This window comes from Tunturiibacter gelidiferens (assembly GCF_051013345.1).
GTDB lineage: Bacteria > Acidobacteriota > Terriglobia > Terriglobales > Acidobacteriaceae > Edaphobacter > Edaphobacter gelidiferens_A.
Genome location: NZ_CP132939.1, coordinates 4649865 through 4670735 on the forward strand (window position 1 = coordinate 4649865; position 20871 = coordinate 4670735).

Below are 20871 nucleotides of genomic sequence, written 5' to 3' on the forward strand. Positions count from 1 at the left end.
ACCAACACTCCCACCTCTGCTCTCCCATCGACCCTGCGCTCCGCCGCACTCCCAACTGCCTCCTGCACCGGCAGCCTCTGCGCCGGAGCAGCCGCCTACCTCGCCAAACTCAACCCCACCACCGCGGGCCCCAGCCTTGCCCTCTCCACCGACGACTTCCCCAACCTCACCCTCCGCAACCTCGGCAGCATCGCCGCCACAAACATCCAACTCACCGCCAGCAACTTCACCCTCGCCACCAACTGCCCCACCACCCTGCCCCCGGCGCAGACTGCAGCATCGCACTCACCAGCACCAGCAGCAACCCCGGCACCGTCACCGCGCAGGCGAGCAACGCCACCACGCAAACCCTCACCCTCCCTGCCTCCAGCGTCGTCCCGAACGCCATCGTCTTCTCCCCCGCGAGCTCGACTTTGGCATTCAGACCGCCACCAGCCCCATCGCCACACGAACCGTCACAGTTACAAATCTCAGCAGCTCGCCGCAAACCTTTCCATCGCAACTCGGCAGCAATCAATCCACGGCCTACACCTTCGCCGAGTCTTCCAGCGACTGCCCCTCCCCAACCGCCAACACCAAAACCCTCGCGCCCAACAGCGCCTGCCACATCACTCTGAGCTTTACTCCCGCCACCACCTCCACCAACGACGGCTTCGCCCAGATCCCCTGGACCATCGGCACCGACTCCGCCCTCCTCACCGCCTACACCCAAGCGACAGACCTCAATCTCTCCGCCACCGAAATCGACTTCGGCACCCAGTTCGGCACCGGCTCCGACGCCAGCCCCACTCTCCCCCGCTACCTCTACCTCTCCAACAACTCCGCCAACGCCGTCACCCACTCCCCGGTCAGCCTCGCCGCCCCCTTCACCCTCACGGACCACTGCCCCACCACGCTCGAACCCCACACCGTCTGCCAGCTCGAAATCACCTACAAATCCCCCGTAGCCCCGTCAGCCGACTCCACCACCCTCACCCTCGACGAAGGCCTCACCGTCCTCATCACCGGCTCTACCCACCCCCAACCCACCGGCATCGGCCAATCCGCCAACCCCAACCTCACCGTCACCCCGTCCATCATCAAGTTCCCCAACGCCGTTCTCGTCACCAGCACCTCCAGCACCACCCAGACCGTCACCATCGGCAACATCGGCGCCGTAGCCTTCCCTCTCGCCCTCACCCTCACCGGCGACTTCACCGACGCCACCGACTGCACCGCCACCCTCGCCGCCAATTCAACCTGCACCGTCGTCCTCACCTTCGCGCCCTCGCAGCCCGGCACCCGCCAGGGCCTCCTCTCCGTCACCGCCGGCAGCTCCTCTCCGTCCTACGTCACCCTCAGCGGCACCGGCACCGCCATCGTCACCGCCCCCAACAACACCCTAGCCTTCGGCAGCGTCCTGGTAGGCCAGCCGTCAGTCCAGTGGTACAAGGTCAACTCCCCTTCAACACCCTCACCGCCACCACCTCCGCGCCCGACTTCAAAGCCATCCTCGTAGAAGACATCGGCTTCGGCCACGGCCAGCCGCCCACCTCCGCTTTCGCCTCCACCTTCACCGGCTCCTGCACCAACTGCTGGCTCGGAGTACAGTTCACCCCCTCCACACCCGGCACCCAAACCGCCTCTCTCACCCTTACCTCCTCCGCCTCCGGCACGCCGTCGCCCCTCACCCTCACCGGAACCGGCATAGCCCTCTCCGGCCTCCTCCTCAGCCCTGCAACGCAGGAATTCGGCACCGTCCCGGTCAACAGCACCAGCGCCCCCACGCTCTTCACCCTGACCAACCTAACCACCAACCCCGTCACTCTCACCGCCCCCATCCTCTCCGGAGACTTCACCCTGAGCACCGCCCCCACCGGCGGCTCTGCCTGCAGCGGCCCCCTCGCCCCCAACGCCTCCTGCTTCTTCAACGTCGCGTTCTCCCCCACCACCACCGGCTCCCGCACCGGCACCGCCACCCTCCAGGCCTCCACCGGCCCCATCACCGCCACCCTCACTGGCTTCGGCTCACCCGACCCCGGCCTCTCCCTCAACCCCACCGCCCTCATCTTCAACAACGTCCCCGGCCCCTCCGCCACCCAGCAAAACATCATCCTCACCAACACCGGCACCGCCACCCTCCAGATCGCCGCTCCCATCAACGCCAACGCCAGCTTCTCCTCCACCAACAACTGCACCAACCTCGCCCCCACCACAGCCTGCACCATCACCGTCAACTTCATCCCCACCACCGCCACCGTCACCGACACCCTCCAGATCCCCGTCACCAGCTCCGCCACCGGCCCCACCACCTACACCGTCCCGCTCTCTGGCGCCTACACGACTGAGAGCGCGGGCCTCCAGATCCTCCCCAACCAGGCCAACTACGGCTCCGCCCCCACCAGCACCCTCGGCGGAACCCGTCAGTTCACCATCATCAACCTCACCGCCAAATCCCTCGCTCTCAACATCGCGCTCCCCCGCCAGTTCCTCCTCAACGGCCCCGCCTGCGCCGCCCTCGCCCCCAACGCCTCCTGCAACTTCAACGTCACCTTCCTACCCCTAACCAACGGCGACATCACCGGCACCCTCTTCGCCCAGGCCACACCCACCGACGGCTCCGCCACCCTTAACGGCCTGGGCTTCGTCGAAGGCTTCGGCATCGGCCCCGCCACCCTCGCCATCTCAGGCAACATCATCCCTGGCCAAACCGTCCTCGACTTCGGCCAGGTCTCCTCCGGCCAAACCGCCACGCAAACCGTAACCCTCACCAACATTGGCACCAGCCCGCTCACCATCCGCCGCCTCACCAGCCAGTGGCCCTTCCTCATCACCGCCACTACCTGCGGCAAAACCCTCTCCGCCAACCAAAGCTGCACCGCAACCCTCACCTACACCCCAATCAACCAGACCACCAGCACCCCCGGCCCCGCCTCACCCGACTCCGGCACCCTCATCATCGAAAGCGACGCCCTCAGCGCCCCAGACCTCCTCACCCTCACCGGCCGAGCCGCCCCCATCACTGTCGCCGCGCCCAGCAACACCGCCCCGCTGGTCTCCTACGCCCTCTCGCAAAGCTCACTCACCTTCCCAGCCACCCAGGTAGGCGACCAGAGCGACACCCAATCCATCACCCTCTCCAACACCGGCACCGCCACCATCCACATCAACGGCTTCCAGCGCATTCCCGACTTCACCATCCAGTCCAACTGCATCGGCGCGCTCGTTCCCTCCGCCAGCTGCATCATCAACCTCAGCTTCACCCCCCAGGCGAACTTCCCCAACTCCGTCTCCAACCGCATCTCCGCCCTCGAGATCACCTCCGACTCCAGCACCGCCCTCGAGTTCATCAGCCTCTTCGGCGTCGCCAATCCATCCCCCTCAACTTCTCTCCCTTCACGCTCAACTTCGGCAGCGTGCAGGTCGGCACCACCGCCACCCTCCCCGTCCAGATCACCAACATCACCACAGCCCCCATCGCCATTCAGACCATCTCCGCCATCGGCCCCTACACCGCCACCGGCGATTGCCCCACCGAAGGCAACACCCTCGCCCCCTCCACCAGCTGCACCGAACAAGTCACCTTCACCCCCACCACCGCAGCGACCATTGGCGGACTGCTTTCGATCCGCTCTTCCGCCTCCACCCTACCCATCGAATACCCCCTCACCGGCACCGGCATCCAGTCCCACCTCCAAACCGCGCCCTCCGCCCTCAACTTCGGCAGCATCGCCCTCGGAGCCTCCGCCGCCCAAACCCTCACTCTCACCAACACCGGCACCGCCCCCATCACCAACCTCACGCTCAACATCACCGGCGACTACAACATCACCGTCCCCTGCCCCTCCACCACGCTCACCCCCGGTAACAGCTGCCAGATCACCGTCACCTTCGCCCCGACCGCCATCGGCCCGCGCAACGGCACCATCACCTCCACCGACCCCAACACCGGCCTCCAGAATCTCAGCATCCCCCTCACCGGCACCGGAGTCTCAGGCGGCAGCTTTCTCCTCACCGTCAATGGAGGCTCCTCCGCCACCCTCACCATCCCCAGCGAAAAGGCCGCCGACTACACTCTCCAGCTCACCCCGCAGTCGGGCTACTCCGGCACTGTCATCCTCAACTGCACCCCAGTCAACCCCGGCGCCTACGCCACCTGCTCTCTGCTCCCCTCCAGCATCACTCTCAACGGAGCCGCCCAAAACTCCATCGCCAACCTCAACACCGTAGCCGAGTACGTCCCACCAACCACCGCAGCAAACACGCACAGCCTAGCGCTCCTCTGCCTCCTCCCGATCCCCTCCTCTTCTTCCGAAGAACCAAACCCCGCATCAAACCCGGCACCCTGCAAAGGCACCCCACCCGCCTGCTCCTCCTTACCCTCCTCTTCGCCCTTCCCGCCCTCTGGATCTCAGGCTGCGGCCGAGGCGGCACCGATCCGAACCTCCGCTTCACCCCACCCGGCACCTACCAATATCAAGTCACCGCCACCTCCACCACCGGCGTCGAACTCAGCCAGACCGTCACCCTCAACCTGGTGGTCACCGCCACCCACTAAGACAACACGCAACCACATCCTTTCGCAGTTGCAGTTGCCTTTGCAGTTGCACTCTCCCCGCAGCGGATCTGCTGTCACCTGGGCCTTTCCGTACCAAAAGCGTCATCTCGACCGAAGCTGTTCACAGCTTCATCGTGAACAGCGCAGTGGAGAGACCCCCGCATTTGTCCTTGTCTTTGCTGCTGCCTTTTGCCTCTCCGCATCAAAAGCATCATCTCGGCAGCGGCAACTGCCGTTGCTATAGTCTTTCTGGCTGTCATCCCCGAAGGGGATCTGCTGTCGCTCTTCCGGCCTCACCAGCCAAAGCGACACCATAACGCACCTTCGCCGCCCCCTCCGCCACCAGCAACACCGCCCCAGCAAACAACAACGTATCCCAAACGTAGTTCGCCCCCTCCAACACCGCCGGCGCTCCAGAAGCCATCAACAAAATCGGCAGATAAAGAACCACCGTAAGCAGCGTCATCACCAACCCCACCGCCTTCGCCCCATCGCGACAATATCTCCGAATCAATATCGCCACCCCACCCCCAATACAAACCAACCCCGTCAATAACGCCCACACATGAGGCCCCGGCACCCACGACGGCGTCAACTTACCCAAAGGAACCCCCGGCGCAAACTGCGGATACAATATCAACTCCACGCCATACACCATCAGCACAACAGCTACACACACCCGCCCAATCCGCACCGCCACATTCCCATCGCGATCCCGCGGCCCACGCCACAAAGATCCCGCAAGCGCCAGCGCGCCCGCACCAAAACTAAGATCTCGCAACGCCACATTCCAGATGATTCTGTCGTGCACCTGCGCCACCACATTCGGCAGATGGATCATCACCACAAACAGAAAAAACATGACCGCAAGCAGCGTCGCAGTCAAACGAACACGTATCCCCAGCGCCAAACTAAGAGCCGCAGCAATCAACGCAATGCCAACGAAGTACACCCAGAACACCCGCACCGGCATCCACACCGGAACAGCCCCCAGGATCACCCGACCGAGCACCAGATGCTCCGCCCCAAATGCCGCCAGCGGTGCCGCGAACAACACTCTCGCCACCGCAACCAGTTTGTCCAGCCCCACCGCGGCCTGCAACTCTCTCCTGGCAGCAACAAACCCGATAACCAGAACAATCACTCCCGCAGCACATATCCACACATTCGTACTCGGCGGCACAATCACCTCTTCCCAATCACAATTTCTGACGCACTAGCGAATCTTCTTCCAAAGCAGATCTTCGTTATTCCTGCGATCGATCATCATGTCCACATGCCCCGACGCATCGCGATGAAACAATCGCCGTCCCTCCACTCCCGCACGAAAGAACAGATCCGGAGACTCCGGCAAAAGCAGGTACGGTTTGCCCGAGTTGCGCTGCGCGTATAGCTCACTGCCCTGCCGCGTAACCGTGACCACATTCCCCGGAGCCAGCTCATAACTACCCACATAGTCGTTCAGCGTCGCATCCGAAACCGCTCCCGCAGCCGGGTCCTCGTAGTACCGCAACGTCTGGCTCGAAACAATCTGCCACGCCTGATTCCGATACAGCCACGTATCCGTCGAGTGATAACGAGCATGCAGCTCCCGCCCAAACACCGTCTCCACCTCATCGCAGTCATAACTCAAAATCGCAACGTTCGCCGTCAGCAGCGACTTCGGATGCACCACCCGAATCGTCCCGCTATAGCCCGCAGGCAACGGCTGCAGATCTTCCATCAGCGCCGCCTTATCCATCGCCCTGCCCTTCTCATCGAAGAACATCGCATCGTCTGCGACATATTTCTTCCACGGCCCCTGATTACCTGGCCCAACCGCATCGTAAAGCTCTTGTGTCCTCTGAACCAGCTCCACCTCTGTAATCTTCGGTATATCCAATCCACGCGCGGCCGGACACACGAAGACCAACAACAAAGCAATCAGACCTGGCTTCATATCATTCCCCTTCAGACAACGCCGACCCTCTGGTTCTTTATTACGCCGCCCAAAGCTCAGAGCCGCAGAGAAGACAAAGCCACTCAACAACACATACAAAGCTGCTCTCTCAAAGCGAACTGGACTCGTCACGGCTCTCCATTCTCGCAAGAAAGCGAAGCCATTATCCTCCCGGATCGCGCTCAGGAAAAGAACTCTTCAGTTGTCAGTGAGCTTTCACTCCGCCGTCACCACGGGAAAGTCTTCCTCATCGGTCTGCTGCTGCCGATTCGCAGCCGTAGGCAGCGACAGCAACCGCGCCGCCAGCACCGACAGCCTCTGAATCGGATCCGAAAGCTCCTCCGCCAACGCCCTCGCATCCCCCGAGACCCCGCCTGCAGCCGCCAGATACACCAGGTTCGTAATGCTCTGCAGAGGATTGTTGATCCTGTGCGCCAGCTCATTGGCCATGCCAGCCGCGGCCCTCAGCATCGCCTGTTCCATCAGCTGTTTATGCTCACGCTGCTGCCTCACACCCATTGCCACAAAGTCCGCCAGCATCTGCATCATCCGAACGTCGCCTCCGTCGAACGCCTCCGTCCGCCTATGCGCCATAATCCAGATCGTGCCGCGACTCTCCCCTTCGTCCCACGGAAGCAGAATCCCATCGGTCACGGTAGGCGCAACCACCCCAAGCAGATCGAAGAAACGCTGCGTCACGCGAAACAGTTGTGGCCGCCCTCGCTCCAGACAAACTCCACACGCACTCGGCGAACGTGGAAGCACAGCATTCAGAAACTCCGAATACGCTCCCGCAGTGGCGACCCACTGATAAAAATCAGCATCGTTCCCGTCTTCCCGCTCGATGCTGATGCCCGAACTGTCCGCGCCGCACAACTCCACCGCCGCATTCACCAACTCCTGCAAAATCGTATCCGGGCTATCGACAAAGGCACGCGCCACCCGGCGCATTCCCTCCATCTGAATCACTATGTCCCGCTCATGCAGGTGCCTCTCCGCAAACGAAGCGTCCCCGACAAGGTCGATCACCTCGAGACCCGTATCCAGCGTGATCGAATCGACCGCACTCATCTTGAACCTTTCGCAATTCTGGCCCATCTGCCTGCGCGTTCCATCCCCGGAAGAGTCGAAGCCACGTCAACTCCGGCCTTCGTCAGACCTGAAACATCAGTCACACTGTTCGGGGAGATGTCACAGATCATAGTCCACGCCGCAAGGAAAAAACCTAAATAAATCTCCCAATGTTGGCGTATCTTTCGTAACCCCGAATGACGCGGCAAGGTCACCACCCCAGCCACGCATCCCACCACATCTTCACCACAAAAACACCACAGCAAAACCAGGCCTCTCGCCAAAACACCCCTGCAAAACGCCCATTAAGCCAAGGATCTTCCTCCATCTTCCACCCGTAATTTTTTTGAAAATCTACCGCCGAACCGCCCCAATCGACACCGGAATCTGCTCCACAATCTCAATCCCGAACCCCTGCAGCGCCGGTACATGCGTCGGCGTGTTAGTCAGCAGCCGAATCTTGTGAATCCCGAGATCCGACAGAATCTGCCCGCCCAGCCCCACCTGCCGCAGCGTCCTGTGCGCCCGATCGTCACATCCCTCCCGAGCGCGCTGCTCCCGATGCAGTACTATCCGCGGTGGCGTAACTCCTTTATCCACGCCAAAACCCGCGCTGCCATTATGCAGATACACCAGCGCGCCCTTGCCCGCCTCCGCAATCATCTTCAGCGACTGCTCCACCACCGCTCTGCAATCACACAGCGTCGTAGAAAAAACATCTCCCGCCAGGCAATGTGTGTGCACCCGCACCGGCACCGGTTCGCCGCCACTCACATCGCCGTAGACCAGCGCAATATGCGACTCCCCACCATCCACCTCGCTCTCATAAGCGATCATGCGAAACTCGCCATGCGCGGTAGGCATCAACGACTCGGCCACGCGATGAATGTATCGCTCATGCTGCAGCCGATAGCGAATCAGATCCGCCACCGTCACCATCAACAGCCCATGCTCTGCGCAGAACTTCACCAGGTCCGGCACTCGGGCCATCGTCCCGTCGTCGTTCATAATCTCGCAGATGACCCCAGCCGTCACCAGCCCAGCCATCCGCGCCAGATCCACAGAAGCCTCCGTCTGTCCGGCCCTTACCAGCACGCCACCCTTTCGCGCGCGCAGCGGAAACACATGCCCGGGCCGCGCCAGATCATGCGCCGTAGACCGAGGATCAATCGCCACCTTGATCGTATGCGCCCTGTCAGCAGCAGAGATCCCCGTCGTCACGCCCTCCCGCGCCTCGATGCTCTCGGTGAACGCAGTCCCAAACCGCGACGTGTTCTCCTGCGTCATCGGCCCCAGCCGCAGATAATCCGCACGTTCCTCGGTCAGCGTCAAGCAGATCAGACCCCGGCCATACTTCGCCATAAAATTGATCGCCTCCGGCGTGACAAACTCCGCAGCCAGCGTCAGGTCACCCTCGTTCTCGCGGTCCTCGTCATCCACGACGACCAACATCCGCCCCGCCTTGAACTCCGCTACCGCCTCTGCCACGTCAGCAAACATAGTCCCCGCCTTCCACTTGCATCTCTTTCGACGCATCCCATCTTACGTCCGACGCAAAAAAGAAGCGCCACCCGCTCGGGGCAGCGCTCTCTTTTTACAACCGAATTACAAAATTGAAACCAAACCCTTACAGCGTGGACTCGATCTCGAATCCCCACGCCTCAAGCAGAGCCTCAGGAATGTACTTCGAATTCTTGTTTCTACGGGCCCACTCACGAAGCCTGGTCGAACGAATGTACTGGTCGGGCGTGAGCTTGAACTCCTTCACAACCTGCTCGAACGATGTTACCGTTGGAACAACCGGCCCGATCGGCTCAGGCTTGCCCCAGTTGGGATTTCCACGACGCTTTGCCATATCTTTATCAGTACCTCTTCAAAATTTAACTTCGCACTTCGCGCTATGTACTCTGGGAAAGAAACGCAAGCTTCATTCTAGGGCATTTACGCAGCAAAATCAAGCCTTGAAGCCCCTTTTCCTTTAGATTTAGCGCTGCTGGGCCAAAGCGTAGAACTTTGCCACATCTGCCTTCATCTCCTTCAGCGCATCGACATTGAGATAGACCATGTGTCCCGCCGGGTAGTAACCAAACTGCACATTCTTCACCAGTTTCTCTGGCAAATCCATATGACTCAGGTCGTACTCCGTTGAAAAGAACGGGGTAGCCAGGTCGAAGTACCCATTGGCAGAGAACACCCGCAGTTTCGGGTTTTTACGAATCGCGTCAGCCAAATCCACCGCCACATCCGGAGCCGTCTGCTCCCCAGCCCTTCCCAGTCCGCCGCCCGCAGCTTTATGCTTGAAGTCCCAGTTTTCGTTCAGCCCCGGCCCCGAGGTGTAGTAAGGCTCCTGGCTCAGATACTTCAGCTCCCTCTGAATGTAATCGTGAAACGCTCCGACATACACTCCGCTGATCCCCGTATCCGACGGGTCATAACCCGGATTCTCCCCGCCGAATCCACATCCCATCCCATGAACCGTGCATCGTACCGACCCAGAGTGCGCTCATCCCCGCGCAGTAGCTCCTTGCGAAACCGCGTAGCTGAAATCCGCAGTCTCGCCTCCTTCACATAATCCACGCTCAACCCCGTAATCGTCGCCAGCTTTGCCGCCAGCGTGTCGAACTCAGCCGCGGGCAATTTATCTCCCTGCTGCAAAGCTTCCGCATACGGTCCGCGAGCAAAAACTCTCGCCTGCTCCACCCACTCAGCCAGACTCCCATTCGCCTTTACCTTGTGATAGTGATACGCAATCGCAGCGAACGAAGGTATGTATCCAATTGCCTCGTAGTCCAACCCAGGACTACGCCGGTTGTAGTTCAAAATCGATGACAGCAGAGTCACCCCATTGAACTCGATCCCATCGTTCTGCAGAGCGCTCACCAACCCAGCGGACCGCGTCGTTCCATACGACTCACCAAACAGAAACTTCGGAGAGTTCCAACGTTGATTCGCTGTAATGTACCGCACAATAAACTTTTCAAATGCCTTGATGTCCTGATCGGTCCCAGCAAAGTCTTTGACCGTACCCTTGCCCACCGCACGCGAGTAGCCTGTCAGCGGCGCATCGATAAACACCAGGTCGCTCTTATCCAGCAGGCTGTACTGATTCTGTACCCACTCAAATGGCGCAGGTCCCGTCGCCTCCGGACTCTTCGTCACCACGCGCACCGGCCCGAAGGATCCCATGTGCAGCCAGATCGTCGCCGCACCCGGTCCACCGTTATAGAAGAAGGTCACCGGCCGGCTCTTCGCCTCGACTCCATCCTCCGTATAAGCCACATAGAAGATGCTGCCATTCGCCTTATCCTGATCGTCCCGTATCAGCAGATTGCCAGCGGTCGCCGTGTAGTGAACCAGTCGCCCGCCCGCGGCCCACTCATGCTTTGTCACCGAACTTGTCTCTGCGGGGATTGGAACAGTCGTCTCATCCTTCTTCGCCTCCCCCTCCCCGGCCGCTCGCTGCTTCCCTTCTGGGGCCTGCGACAGCGCGGGCATCACCATCAAAACCAGTGCAAGCATCGGAACAAAACTTAGTATGCGAGATATCAATAAACGCTTCGAAACTTCGAGCTGGATCAATTTCACTTCTCCCGCAGCGTCATCTAAATCGGACGCCAAGTAAATTAATTTACTGCTTTGTGGACGCGATCATCATACCGTTTCGATCACCCGGGACCGGCCGCCATGTGCGTGCATCTTTTTCCCAGGCAGTCACGTCTACGTCTAATGGCGCATCGCCCCGAACATCCACGCAGCGTCAACCAAACTGAGGCCACGCTATGAGTCTCCCTCTCTGCACCGAAAAAGAAGACGACATCCAGGAACACGATCAGCACACGCACTCAGAGAAGTCCACTCCCTCTGACGTCGAACTCTCTCGCCGAACCTTCGTGAAAGCCGCCGGCATCTTCGGAGCTGGCGTAGCAGCAGGCATCCCGCGAATCGCGGCTGCAGAAGAAGCTCATGCTGCAGCCGCCGCCACTCCGCACACGATGAATCTCACCCTCAAGGTGAACGGCACCTCGCAGTCTCTCTCACTCGATACCCGCACCTCTCTCCTCGACGCGCTTCGCGAGCATCTCGCCCTCACCGGCAGCAAGAAAGGCTGCGACCACGGCCAATGCGGAGCCTGCACCGTTCTCCTCAACGGCCGCCGCGTCAACTCCTGCCTCACCCTCGCAGTCGCCGCCGACGGATCCGACATCACCACCATCGAAGGGCTCGCCGACGGAGACAACCTTCATCCCGTACAAGCCTCCTTTCTTGAGCACGACGGCTTTCAATGCGGCTACTGCACCCCGGCCAGATCTGCTCCGCCGTCGCTCTTCTCGAAGAACACAAACACGGCACTCTCAGCGCGGTCTCCTTCGAGCAACGCCTCAGTGCCTGCAGCGATCGCCCAAGCCTCACTGATCAGGAGATTCGTGAGCGCATGAGCGGCAACATCTGCCGTTGCGGAGCTTATCCCAATATCGTCGCCGCAGTCCGCGCTCTCGTTCCTGATGAAGGCTGCGGTCCATCGGTATCGGAGCTTGAAATAAAACCATTGACCAGCTCCGGAGCCCGCTCATGAATCCCTTCAACTATCAGCGCGCCGCCTCTCCAGAGGAAGCCGTTCACGCTCTCTCCGCACGAGGCACGAAGTTCCTCGGCGGTGGCACCAACCTCGTCGACCTTATGAAGTACAACGTCGAGCACCCGTCCACTCTGGTCGACGTCACCCATCTCGACTTCATTCAGGTCACCACGTCTGGCGGCGTCACCTCAATCGGCGCCGGAGTTCGCAACAGCGACCTCGCCAATCACCCCATCATCCGCACCCATTATCCCCTGCTCTCGCAAGCTCTCCTCAGCGGCGCCTCCCCGCAACTCCGCAACATGGCCACCACCGGCGGCAGCCTCATGCAGCGCACCCGCTGCTACTACTTCATGGACACAGCCTTCTCCGAGTGCAACAAGCGCACTCCAGGCAGCGGCTGTGCGGCCATCAAAGGCTTCAACCGCATCCACGCCATCCTCGGCGCAAGCGGCGGCAGCAGTCGAAGTGCCGAGTGCATCGCCACCAACCCATCCGACATGAGTGTCGCTCTCGCAGCCCTCAACGCAACCGTTCATGTGCTGGGACCGAGAGGCAACCGAACCATCCCCATCGCAGACTTCCACCGTCTCCCCGGCAACACCCCACATCTCGAAACCAACCTCAAGCCCGACGAACTCATCATCGCCGTTGAGCTCCCAGCACCGAAGTTCGCGAAGAACTCCTGGTACCTCAAAGTCCGCGATCGTCAGAGCTACGCCTTCGCGCTGGTCTCCGTCGCCGCCGGTCTCGAGTTGGACGGCGGCACCATCAAATCAGCTGGCCTCGCGCTGGGCGGAGTCGCTCACAAGCCGTGGCGGTCCGTCGAAGCTGAAAGGTCTCTCATCGGCGCAACCGCGGCCCCGGAGTCCTTCAAAAAAACTGCCGACCTCGCCCTTGCCGGAGCCAGACCGTACGAACATAATACGTTCAAGATCGAACTCGCCAGGCAGAGCATCGTGCGCGCCCTCACACTCGCCGCACAAGGAGCACAAGCATGACGCCTCCCGCACTCTTTCAAGACGAAGCTCCCAAGACCCCGCAGCGTCAGCTCAGAAACCGCTACGATGGCCGCGACAAGGTCACCGGCAAAGCGAAATACTCCGCTGAGTTTCCTGTCGAGGACGTCACATACGCCTACATCGTCCAGAGCACCATTCCGAAGGGCGCTCTCGTCTCCATCGACCAGACCGCAGCCGGCAAAGCATCAGGCGTCCTCGCCATCCTCACGCCCTTCAACGCGCCAAAGCTTCCCGTAGCGTCGCCTCAGCCTCCCGCGCGTCGCCACATCACCGTCCTGCAGGAGAAGGACATCTTCTACAACGGCCAGCCCATCGCCGTAGTTGTCGCACGCTCGCTCCTGGAGGCGATGCAGGCTGCGACCCTGCTTAAAATCACCTACAAGAGCCAGCCCGCACAACTCGAATTCAAAGGCCGCCTCGCCGAAGCCCGCCCTCCCAAACAACCCGGCCGCGAACCCGCCGATAGCAAACGCGGCGACATCTCCACGTCACTCTCAAACTCCGCCGTCACCATCGACGTCGTCTACACCACACCCATCCAAAACCACAATCCCATGGAGCCGCACGCCACCATCGCCTGGTGGGAAGGCGAAAAGCTCAACGTCTACGACGCCACGCAGTACATCACCGGCGACCGCCAGACACTCGCTCGAACCTTCGGTATTCCCGTCGATGATGTCCGCGTGCAATGCCCCTTCGTCGGCGGAGGCTTCGGCAGCAAAGGCTCTACCTGGAGCCACGTCGTACTCGCCGCGATGGCGGCAAAGGTCGTCGGCAAGCCCGTCAAGCTCGCTCTCGAACGCGGCCAGATGTTCGGCCCGGTTGGCTCCCGCCCTACCACGGCGCAAAACGTAAAACTAGGCGCCACCGCCGACGGCAAGCTGCTCGCCATCCAGCACGACGTCATCGTCCATACCTCATTGATGGAGGACTTCCTCGAGCCCTCCGCGATGCAGACTCGCTTCCTCTACAACAGCGAGTCCAACGTCACCAGTCACCGCATGGTCGAAATGAACCTCGGTGTCGGTACCTACCAGCGAGCACCGGGCGAGGCCACCGGCACCATCGCTCTCGAGTGCGCCATGGACGAGCTCGCCCACAAACTCAACATCGACCCCGTCCAGTTGCGTCTCATCAACTACGCGGAAAAAGATCCCAGTAAAGATCGTCCATGGACCGAGAAGAGCCTTCGCCAGTGCTACACCGATGCCGCCGACCGCTTCGGCTGGTCCAAACGCAATCCACAGCCAGGACAACTACGCGAAGACAATAATCTCATCGGCTACGGCATGGCGACAGCAACCTACGGGGCCAACCGTTCCGCTGCCTCCGCCATTGTGCGCATCCTCCCGAACGGCCGCGCCTACATAGGATGCGGCACACAGGATCTAGGCACTGGCGCCTACACTGTCCTCGCGCAGGCTTGCGCCCAGGGCCTCGGCATCGATCCCGCGCTGGTCGACGTTCAACTCGGCGATTCCAATCTCCCGAAAGCCCCAGTCTCCGGCGGCTCGCAGTCCACCGCAAGCATCGGCCCCGCCGCAGCAGCAGCAGCGACACAAGCCAAACTCAAGCTCTTCGAACTCGCCGTCAACGACTCGCAGTCACCCCTTCACGGCCTCCAGGCCGCAAGTCTCGACACACAAGACGGAAAAGTCTTCGCTAAATCCTCACCCAATAAATCCGACACCGTCACCGCCATTCTGCAACGCGCAGGCGGCCAGCCCATCGAAGCCACCGCCAGCGCCGAACCCGGCGAAGACAGAACCGCCTATACCTCGCAGTCCTTCGGCGCAGTCTTTGCAGAGGTCGCGGTCGACATCGACACTCACATGGTCCAGGTGCGCCGCATCGTCGCCACCTACGACATCGGCACCCTGGTCAATCAAAAGACCGGTATCAACCAACTTCAGGGCGGCATCGTCTGGGGCGTAAGCTCCGCGCTCCACGAAGAGGCACACATCGACCCCACTCACGGCCGCACCGTCAACGAGACCCTCGCCGAATACCACGTCCCCGTCAACGCCGACATCGGCACCATCGACGTCACCGTCACCGGCATTCCCGACACAAAATTCAATCCACTAGGCGCACGTGGCATCGGAGAGATCGGCATCACCGGCGCCGCCGCTGCAATCGGTAACGCCATCTACAACGCCACCGGCAAACGTATCCGTGACTATCCCATCACCCTGGACAAAATCATGCAGGCATAGCCATCATCCCCCTCCGATCAAAGGGAGAACCGAAGCAGTTAGCCTCTCCTAAACAAGATATACAAGTCACGAAGTGACCGCCCCACGCGCAGTGGGCCCGTCCGGCAGGACACCGTTGATCAAGCCGTATCAAGATGAAACGGAGTAGTGTAACGCTCCACCGGATACCCCTTTGCCTTCCACGCATCCAGGCCACCCTTCAGAAACTTGATCTTCGTAAAATTCAACGCCAGCGCCCTCTCAAGGATCATCCGGCTCGTGCTCTGGCTGACGCAGGTGCAGTAGATCACCGAGTCTTTCTCTCTAGGAATCAGGGAGGCCTGCTCCAACACCTCCTTCGGTGGAATCCTCTTCGAACCGGGAATAATCTCCGAGTGTGCCAGCAGATCCAGCGGCTGGCGAACATCGAACAGCAAAATCTCCTGATTCTTCCCGAGCAGATCGTAAAGAGCGTCTGCTTCGATACTGTGCTCCTCCAGCTCACGCCTCCGCCGCAACTGCCTGATCCTCAGCAACCCGAACAGCAACACAAGGAACCCAACCACACAAATCGCAATCAGATACATACAGCCTCCTCCATGCATCTCAGTTTTATCTGATCATTCCGTTGCCTCGAAAGATGCTGGAAATTATAGTTACGCCGCCGGCCCGACAGCCTCATCCAGCAAACCGCCCCAGCCTCCGCCACTCAGGCAGACAGGCTTATCCTTCACCAGAGAAAGCGCCCGGCTGGCAGCGGCGAAAGCACCGGTCGTGGCAGGGTCTGCCACAGCCTTCGCCTCCCAGTTGATCGTCAGGCAAAAGTATACCCGCAGTTCGTCAAACAGCATCGCTCCCACCGCACACAGCGCACGAAATCCCGGAACATCGATGCTTCCGCGGTTTACGAACGGGCTCACTCCCAGCGGTAGCGGCAGCAGCCAGATCGCATCCCCAAGCGGAAGAACCCTGCGAAACTCACTAAGCGTCTCCTTATTCTTGAAGAAACCTTCCTGCAGCGCTCGAGAATAGTACGACACAAGGTCATCGGCAGAACAAGCCATCGTCTGCACGTTATTCATCGGCAGATTCGCCATCGTCTGATTTGCTGCCGCCCCCAAATCCTCCCAGCTAAAAGTCCTGTAGTCCTTCGCCCCAGCAAATAACCAAAGAGTGCCCGCGTGCTTTCGGGAATCATGCAGCTCTTCAATCCTGCCGAAGCAACAAACTGCCGAACCTTCTCCGGGCCAACATGTTTCAAGCACATATCGGTCCCTGTATTGTCGCTATGCATGATCATGGCCTCCAGCGCAGTTCTCTCCGAGACCTTGCCGATCAGATTCGGCGGATTGAACATCACGCTATCCAGCGACCACACACTCGCATCCAGATTCAGTTGTCGAGTCTTCACCCATCTGCACTACATCAGGCGCATCGGCTTGCCGCAGCGCCTCACACAAGATGAAAGTCTTAATCGCGCTTCCTACAAACATCGTCTCAGACGAGTTCGACTCCACCAGAAACTCCGGCTTTCCATTCACCGCCGGCGCATAGATCTTGACCGCCACGTCTCCAGGCAACGATTTGAAGAGCGAAACAATTGTCTCCGGCGAAGTCTTCGTCTCCGCAGCAGACAAAGGCCGCGTGAGAGGCATCGTTCCAATCGTCGCAGCCGTGGCCGCCAAAAACTCTCGCCACGAATTCAACATGGCTCTCTCCATTCAGGTTGATCAAGTGCCCTCGTTGGGAAGCTCACGCTGCAGTGCCCGAAGATCCGATACTCTCCATGAGCTGACAGTCAAGGATTTGCGTCAGCGTCCATCATGCTACTCTTTCATCCAACCAATAAGAGGAAGCGATGGCAACTCTTGGAAAACTTCTCATCACATCGTTGTTGATGGGCAGCTTGATCTCAAACGCTGACAAGTTACTCGCGCTCCAGCAACAGACAACACCCGCGCTTCCTGCAGACAGCAGTAAAGATCCGGCTGCTCCATCAAATCCCACCCCGCGTCCCAACCCCGACGCCTCCGGAAAATACCACGTCGGCGACGGGGTAACAGCTCCCAAACTCATCCGCTCCTCGGAACCGAAGTTCTCCAGGAAATCTCGAAACATGAAAACCGAAGGCGACTGCCTCGTGGCCCTAATCGTAAGCACCAACGGTGTTCCAACCAGCGTACACGTAATCAAATCCTTCGCCGATAGCGTAGACGAGAAGCTGCGCGAGGCGGCACTGAGCTTGGACGAAAACTCTGTAAAGGCGGTTGAACAATATCGATTCGAGCCCGCAACCTATCAGGGCGAACCAGTGCCTGTTGAGTTGAGAGTGAAAATCCACTTTAGTCTTTACTGAAACATCGTTCTTTTCTGTTTTCAAACTCGCCCGGTATCAAGCTCTGCATCATTAGGGTTTCGCGTCACTTCGCTCCCACACGAAGATTATGCGAAACTCAACCTAGCTGATGAACCTCGAAACCCTCCTCCACCAGACCTTCGGCTTTGCAGAGTTCCGCGCCAACCAGGAGGCCGTCTGCCGCGCCGCCACCGACGGCCACGACGTCCTGCTCGTCATGCCCACCGGAGCAGGAAAATCCCTCTGCTACCAGCTCCCCGCCATCGCCCGCGGCGGCACTGCCCTCGTCATCTCCCCGCTCATCGCCCTCATGGACGATCAGGCCACCAAGCTCTCCGCCGCCGGTCTCCGCGTCGCCCGCATCCACTCCGGCCTCTCCCGCGACGAAGCCCGTCAGGCCTGCCGCGACTACCTCGACGGCACCCTCCAGTTCCTCTTCATCGCACCCGAGCGCATGCGCGTCCCCAACTTCCCCGAGATGTTGGCCAAGAAGAAGCCGTCTCTCATCGCCATCGACGAGGCACACTGCATCTCCGCCTGGGGCCACGACTTTCGACCCGACTACCGCACCCTCGGCGACTTCCTCCCCGCCCTGCGCCCCGCTCCCGTCATCGCCCTCACCGCCACCGCCACGCCCACCGTCCAGCGCGACATCATCACCCAGCTCAAACTCACACAACCCGACCTCTTCATCCACGGCTTCCGTCGCCACAACCTCGCCATCGAGGTCGTCGAGCTATCCAAGCCCCGCCGCAACGAATTCACCGCCAATCTCCTCAAAGAACAATCCAACCGCCCAGCCATCGTCTACGCGCCTTCCCGCAAAGCCGCTGAAGAACTCGCCGCCTCACTAGGCGGAAGCGCCGCCGCCTACCACGCAGGCCTCGACCCCGCCACTCGCGAACGCGTTCAGCGCCACTTCCTCACCGGCAGGTTAGAGGTGGTCGTCGCCACCATCGCCTTCGGCATGGGCATCGACAAAGCTGACGTCCGCACCGTCGTCCACACCGCCCTCCCCGGCTCGGTCGAGCAGTACTACCAGGAGATCGGCCGCGCCGGACGCGATGGCCAGCCCTCCCGCACAGTCCTGCTCCACTCCTTCGCCGACCGCAAGATGCACGATTTCTTCCTCGAGCGCGACTACCCCGCCATCACCGAGCTCACCCGCGTCGCTGCCGTCCTCACCGACGACTACCAGATGCCCGACCTCCTCCGCCAACGCCTCAAGATGGACGCCGAGACCTTCGACAAAGCCGTCGAAAAACTCATCGCCCAGGGCGCGGCCAGCATCGACATGGCCGGCAACGTCCGTAAAGCCGACGACGCCCCCCGCAACGCCACCTGGCGCAAAGGCTACGACGAGCAGATCAACTTCCGCCGCTCGCAGATCGACCGCATGGTGCAATTCGCCGAGTCCGCCCAGTGCCGCATGGCAGCCCTCATCCAGCACTTCGGCGACACCGCCGACGGCCTCCGCCCATGCGGCCACTGCGACTTCTGCTCCCCACAAAGCGCCACTGCCCAAACCTTCCGCGCTCCCACCACAGAAGAAGAACGCCAGCTCCGCGCCATCCTCCGCGCGCTCGACGGCCAAACCCGCGCCACGGGCAAATTACACACCGAACTCTCCACCGGCCCCCTCCGCAACACCCCAGCTGCCGACCGCAAAATCTTCGACACGCTCCTTGACGCTCTCACCCGCTCTGGCCTCATCACCCTCAACACCGACCAGTGGACCAACCCTGAAGGCAACATCGTCACCTACAAAAAAGCCTCCCTCACGCACGAAGGCCGCACCCTCACCGGCCCCCTCCCAACCGACCTCCTCCTGAAAGACATCGACCAAGCCGCCACCACCTCCCGCAAAAAATCCAGGACAAGCAACAAAGCCAGACCCTCCAAGACCTCTCTCAAAACCGAGCGCGACCAAACCACCGCAGCCTACACATCCACGCAAAAATCACTCGAAGCCAACCTCCGCGAGTGGCGCAAAACCGAAGCCGCCAAAACAGGCAAACCCGCATTCATCGTCTTCGGCGACAGCGTCCTGCATAACTTAGTCGTCGCAGCCCCAAACACCATCTCAGAACTCCTCGCCGTCTCCGGCATCGGCCAGGAGAAAGCCGACCGCTACGGCGCAGACCTCATCGCCCTCTGTCGCGCCCAGGATCCCTTCTCTCCATCGATCACGACCAGACAAGAATCGTCTTCACGATCGCACATTACAGAGGAGCAAAAGACCCTGCAATCGACTGCACCAAGAAAAGAATCGTCATCTCGACCGGAGCGCAGCGGAGTGGAGAGACCCCGCATTTTGCTTTGAGCGACGCAATCCCTATTGTTACCGAAACATTCCACCGCCAACGCACCACCACACCCGACCCCATCGACTCTCTCACCCCCGAGCAGCAAGTCCTCGACGAACGCCTCCGCGAATGGCGCAAAGCCGAGTCCGAGCGCCTCGGCCTCCCGCTCTTCTTCGTTCTCGCCTCCACCACGCTCCGCAACATAGTCCTCGCCCGACCACAAAACCTCACCCAGCTCAAATCCATTCAAGGTCTGGGCCTAGACAAGATCGAAAAATTCGGCCCCGGAATCCTGTCTGTCTGCACCGCCTGAAGAGATGCGAGCAATGGCCGAAGCCTGCGCTCTGTGGCACCCTGTCTTCAGCCGCCAAATCATCCGCAAGGAGACGCACATGTCACCTGCAACCACTGCAAAACGCATCAGCCCCAAGCTCGTCGTTGCCGACATGGAAGAAACTCTCACGTTCTACCGAGAGGTCCTGGGCTTCACCCTCACCATGCAATCCCCCGAATACTCCATCGTCGAACGTGATGGCCAGACCATCCACTTCCAAAGAGCAGCCTCCGAAGAAGTGATGAATTCCGTCCGCGGCCACACCGAGATCTACATCGAGGTCTCCAACATCCACACACTCTGGGACCACGTAAAGACACTCAAGGACCGCTACCGCATCCGAGACCTCTTCGACCGCGACTACGGCATGACCGAATTCCACATCTCCGACCCAAACGACTGCCTCGTCTTCGTAGGCGAACCCACCTCCCGATAGGCCGCAACAACGGTCCTCAACACCGGCCGCCAACAATGAATGACTATTCATTTCACCCAAGAATGTGCTAACGTCCGAAGCACAGGCCGATGAGCGAAC

The 20871-nt window shown here is 60.4% G+C and carries 19 protein-coding genes and 3 pseudogenes; 10 read left to right on the forward strand and 12 right to left on the reverse strand.

Going from position 1 to position 20871, the window contains the following annotated elements; all coding sequences use genetic code 11:
• Window positions 1-136 precede the first annotated feature (136 nt).
• The 3 genes and pseudogenes from RBB80_RS23215 to RBB80_RS23225 all read left to right on the forward strand — a co-directional run.
• Window positions 137-1498, forward strand: a complete 1362-nt coding sequence (locus tag RBB80_RS23215) for a choice-of-anchor D domain-containing protein (protein WP_433964706.1) — start codon at window positions 137-139, stop codon at window positions 1496-1498.
• Window positions 1499-1728: 230 nt separating this feature from the next.
• Window positions 1729-3192 (forward strand): annotated as a pseudogene (locus RBB80_RS23220) (choice-of-anchor D domain-containing protein); the annotation flags it as partial.
• Between the two features lie 203 nt (window positions 3193-3395).
• Window positions 3396-3908: pseudogene (locus tag RBB80_RS23225) on the forward strand (choice-of-anchor D domain-containing protein); the annotation flags it as partial.
• Window positions 3909-4390: 482 nt separating this feature from the next.
• Here RBB80_RS23225 and RBB80_RS23230 read toward each other — a convergent pair.
• From RBB80_RS23230 to RBB80_RS23265, 8 genes are all read right to left on the reverse strand, one after another.
• Complete coding sequence (locus RBB80_RS23230) at window positions 4391-4549, reverse strand: hypothetical protein (protein WP_433970094.1); 159 nt, start codon at window positions 4547-4549, stop codon at window positions 4391-4393.
• 244 nt (window positions 4550-4793) lie between these two features.
• Window positions 4794-5720 carry a hypothetical protein gene (locus RBB80_RS23235; RefSeq protein ID WP_433964707.1) on the reverse strand — a complete coding sequence of 309 codons (927 nt, stop codon included), beginning with the start codon at window positions 5718-5720 and terminating at the stop codon, window positions 4794-4796.
• 33 nt (window positions 5721-5753) lie between these two features.
• Window positions 5754-6476: a DUF4440 domain-containing protein gene (locus tag RBB80_RS23240; protein WP_433964708.1), complete on the reverse strand. Its 723-nt coding sequence runs from the start codon at window positions 6474-6476 to the stop codon at window positions 5754-5756.
• Window positions 6477-6692: 216 nt separating this feature from the next.
• Window positions 6693-7547: a GAF domain-containing protein gene (locus RBB80_RS23245; RefSeq protein ID WP_433964709.1), complete on the reverse strand. Its 855-nt coding sequence runs from the start codon at window positions 7545-7547 to the stop codon at window positions 6693-6695.
• A gap of 354 nt (window positions 7548-7901) precedes the next feature.
• Window positions 7902-9047, reverse strand: coding sequence for a 3,4-dihydroxy-2-butanone-4-phosphate synthase (gene ribB / locus RBB80_RS23250; RefSeq protein ID WP_433964710.1), 1146 nt, complete (start codon window positions 9045-9047; stop codon window positions 7902-7904).
• Window positions 9048-9174: 127 nt separating this feature from the next.
• Window positions 9175-9402, reverse strand: coding sequence for a hypothetical protein (locus RBB80_RS23255; protein WP_020713518.1), 228 nt, complete (start codon window positions 9400-9402; stop codon window positions 9175-9177).
• A gap of 129 nt (window positions 9403-9531) precedes the next feature.
• The gene (locus RBB80_RS23260) at window positions 9532-9951 is read right to left on the reverse strand and encodes a hypothetical protein (protein WP_433964711.1); all 420 of its coding nucleotides are present in this window, start codon (window positions 9949-9951) and stop codon (window positions 9532-9534) included.
• Window positions 9909-11066, reverse strand: a complete 1158-nt coding sequence (locus RBB80_RS23265) for a S10 family peptidase (RefSeq protein ID WP_433964712.1) — start codon at window positions 11064-11066, stop codon at window positions 9909-9911. The genes RBB80_RS23260 and RBB80_RS23265 overlap by 43 nt, the downstream gene beginning before the upstream one ends.
• A gap of 473 nt (window positions 11067-11539) precedes the next feature.
• Between RBB80_RS23265 and RBB80_RS23270 the strand changes: the two are divergent.
• The 3 genes and pseudogenes from RBB80_RS23270 to RBB80_RS23280 all read left to right on the forward strand — a co-directional run bounded on the left by RBB80_RS23270 (window position 11540) and on the right by RBB80_RS23280 (window position 15361).
• Window positions 11540-12120, forward strand: a pseudogene (locus tag RBB80_RS23270) (2Fe-2S iron-sulfur cluster-binding protein).
• Complete coding sequence (locus RBB80_RS23275; RefSeq protein WP_433964713.1) at window positions 12117-13124, forward strand: FAD binding domain-containing protein; 1008 nt, start codon at window positions 12117-12119, stop codon at window positions 13122-13124. The pseudogene RBB80_RS23270 and the gene RBB80_RS23275 overlap by 4 nt, the downstream one beginning before the upstream one ends.
• A complete protein-coding gene (locus RBB80_RS23280) occupies window positions 13121-15361 on the forward strand; it encodes a xanthine dehydrogenase family protein molybdopterin-binding subunit (RefSeq protein ID WP_433964714.1) in 2241 nt (746 codons plus the stop codon). The genes RBB80_RS23275 and RBB80_RS23280 overlap by 4 nt, the downstream gene beginning before the upstream one ends.
• Before the next feature lie 119 nt (window positions 15362-15480).
• Here RBB80_RS23280 and RBB80_RS23285 read toward each other — a convergent pair whose 3' ends face one another.
• The 4 genes from RBB80_RS23285 to RBB80_RS23300 all read right to left on the reverse strand — a co-directional run bounded on the left by RBB80_RS23285 (window position 15481) and on the right by RBB80_RS23300 (window position 17049).
• On the reverse strand, window positions 15481-15927 hold the full coding sequence (locus RBB80_RS23285) for a rhodanese-like domain-containing protein (RefSeq protein ID WP_433964715.1): 447 nt from the start codon (window positions 15925-15927) through the stop codon (window positions 15481-15483).
• 69 nt (window positions 15928-15996) lie between these two features.
• Window positions 15997-16461, reverse strand: a complete 465-nt coding sequence (locus RBB80_RS23290) for a hypothetical protein (RefSeq protein WP_433964716.1) — start codon at window positions 16459-16461, stop codon at window positions 15997-15999.
• The gene (locus tag RBB80_RS23295) at window positions 16419-16697 is read right to left on the reverse strand and encodes a serine hydrolase (RefSeq protein WP_433969830.1); all 279 of its coding nucleotides are present in this window, start codon (window positions 16695-16697) and stop codon (window positions 16419-16421) included. Before RBB80_RS23295 ends, RBB80_RS23290 begins: the two co-directional genes overlap by 43 nt.
• Window positions 16698-16701: 4 nt before the next feature.
• Window positions 16702-17049, reverse strand: coding sequence for a hypothetical protein (locus RBB80_RS23300; protein WP_433964717.1), 348 nt, complete (start codon window positions 17047-17049; stop codon window positions 16702-16704).
• Window positions 17050-17198: 149 nt separating this feature from the next.
• On the opposite strand from RBB80_RS23300, the gene RBB80_RS23305 reads away from it, so the two are divergent.
• The 4 genes from RBB80_RS23305 to RBB80_RS23320 all read left to right on the forward strand — a co-directional run bounded on the left by RBB80_RS23305 (window position 17199) and on the right by RBB80_RS23320 (window position 20772).
• The gene (locus RBB80_RS23305) at window positions 17199-17696 is read left to right on the forward strand and encodes an energy transducer TonB (protein WP_433964718.1); all 498 of its coding nucleotides are present in this window, start codon (window positions 17199-17201) and stop codon (window positions 17694-17696) included.
• A 109-nt stretch (window positions 17697-17805) separates the two neighbouring features.
• Window positions 17806-20019 carry a RecQ family ATP-dependent DNA helicase gene (locus tag RBB80_RS23310; RefSeq protein ID WP_433964719.1) on the forward strand — a complete coding sequence of 738 codons (2214 nt, stop codon included), beginning with the start codon at window positions 17806-17808 and terminating at the stop codon, window positions 20017-20019.
• Entirely contained in the window at window positions 20016-20315 is a 300-nt protein-coding gene (locus RBB80_RS23315; RefSeq protein ID WP_433964720.1) for an HRDC domain-containing protein, read from the forward strand. Before RBB80_RS23310 ends, RBB80_RS23315 begins: the two co-directional genes overlap by 4 nt.
• 79 nt (window positions 20316-20394) lie before the next feature.
• On the forward strand, window positions 20395-20772 hold the full coding sequence (locus RBB80_RS23320; RefSeq protein WP_433964721.1) for a VOC family protein: 378 nt from the start codon (window positions 20395-20397) through the stop codon (window positions 20770-20772).
• The last annotated feature ends 99 nt before the right edge of the window (window positions 20773-20871 follow it).

What these genes read in the sequence shown, in the direction of transcription:
- RBB80_RS23240 (WP_433964708.1), bottom strand. Translation starts at nt 6,476, where the DNA reads ATGAAGCCAGGTCTGATTGCTTTGTTGTTGGTCTTCGTGTGTCCGGCC.
- RBB80_RS23245 (WP_433964709.1), bottom strand. Translation starts at nt 7,547, where the DNA reads ATGAGTGCGGTCGATTCGATCACGCTGGATACGGGTCTCGAGGTGATC.
- ribB (WP_433964710.1), bottom strand. Translation starts at nt 9,047, where the DNA reads ATGTTTGCTGACGTGGCAGAGGCGGTAGCGGAGTTCAAGGCGGGGCGG.
- RBB80_RS23255 (WP_020713518.1), bottom strand. Translation starts at nt 9,402, where the DNA reads ATGGCAAAGCGTCGTGGAAATCCCAACTGGGGCAAGCCTGAGCCGATC.
- RBB80_RS23265 (WP_433964712.1), bottom strand. Translation starts at nt 11,066, where the DNA reads ATGCTTGCACTGGTTTTGATGGTGATGCCCGCGCTGTCGCAGGCCCCA.
- RBB80_RS23275 (WP_433964713.1), top strand. Translation starts at nt 12,117, where the DNA reads ATGAATCCCTTCAACTATCAGCGCGCCGCCTCTCCAGAGGAAGCCGTT.
- RBB80_RS23280 (WP_433964714.1), top strand. Translation starts at nt 13,121, where the DNA reads ATGACGCCTCCCGCACTCTTTCAAGACGAAGCTCCCAAGACCCCGCAG.
- RBB80_RS23285 (WP_433964715.1), bottom strand. Translation starts at nt 15,927, where the DNA reads ATGTATCTGATTGCGATTTGTGTGGTTGGGTTCCTTGTGTTGCTGTTC.
- RBB80_RS23295 (WP_433969830.1), bottom strand. Translation starts at nt 16,697, where the DNA reads ATGTTCAATCCGCCGAATCTGATCGGCAAGGTCTCGGAGAGAACTGCG.
- RBB80_RS23300 (WP_433964717.1), bottom strand. Translation starts at nt 17,049, where the DNA reads ATGTTGAATTCGTGGCGAGAGTTTTTGGCGGCCACGGCTGCGACGATT.
- RBB80_RS23305 (WP_433964718.1), top strand. Translation starts at nt 17,199, where the DNA reads ATGGCAACTCTTGGAAAACTTCTCATCACATCGTTGTTGATGGGCAGC.
- RBB80_RS23310 (WP_433964719.1), top strand. Translation starts at nt 17,806, where the DNA reads ATGAACCTCGAAACCCTCCTCCACCAGACCTTCGGCTTTGCAGAGTTC.
- RBB80_RS23320 (WP_433964721.1), top strand. Translation starts at nt 20,395, where the DNA reads ATGTCACCTGCAACCACTGCAAAACGCATCAGCCCCAAGCTCGTCGTT.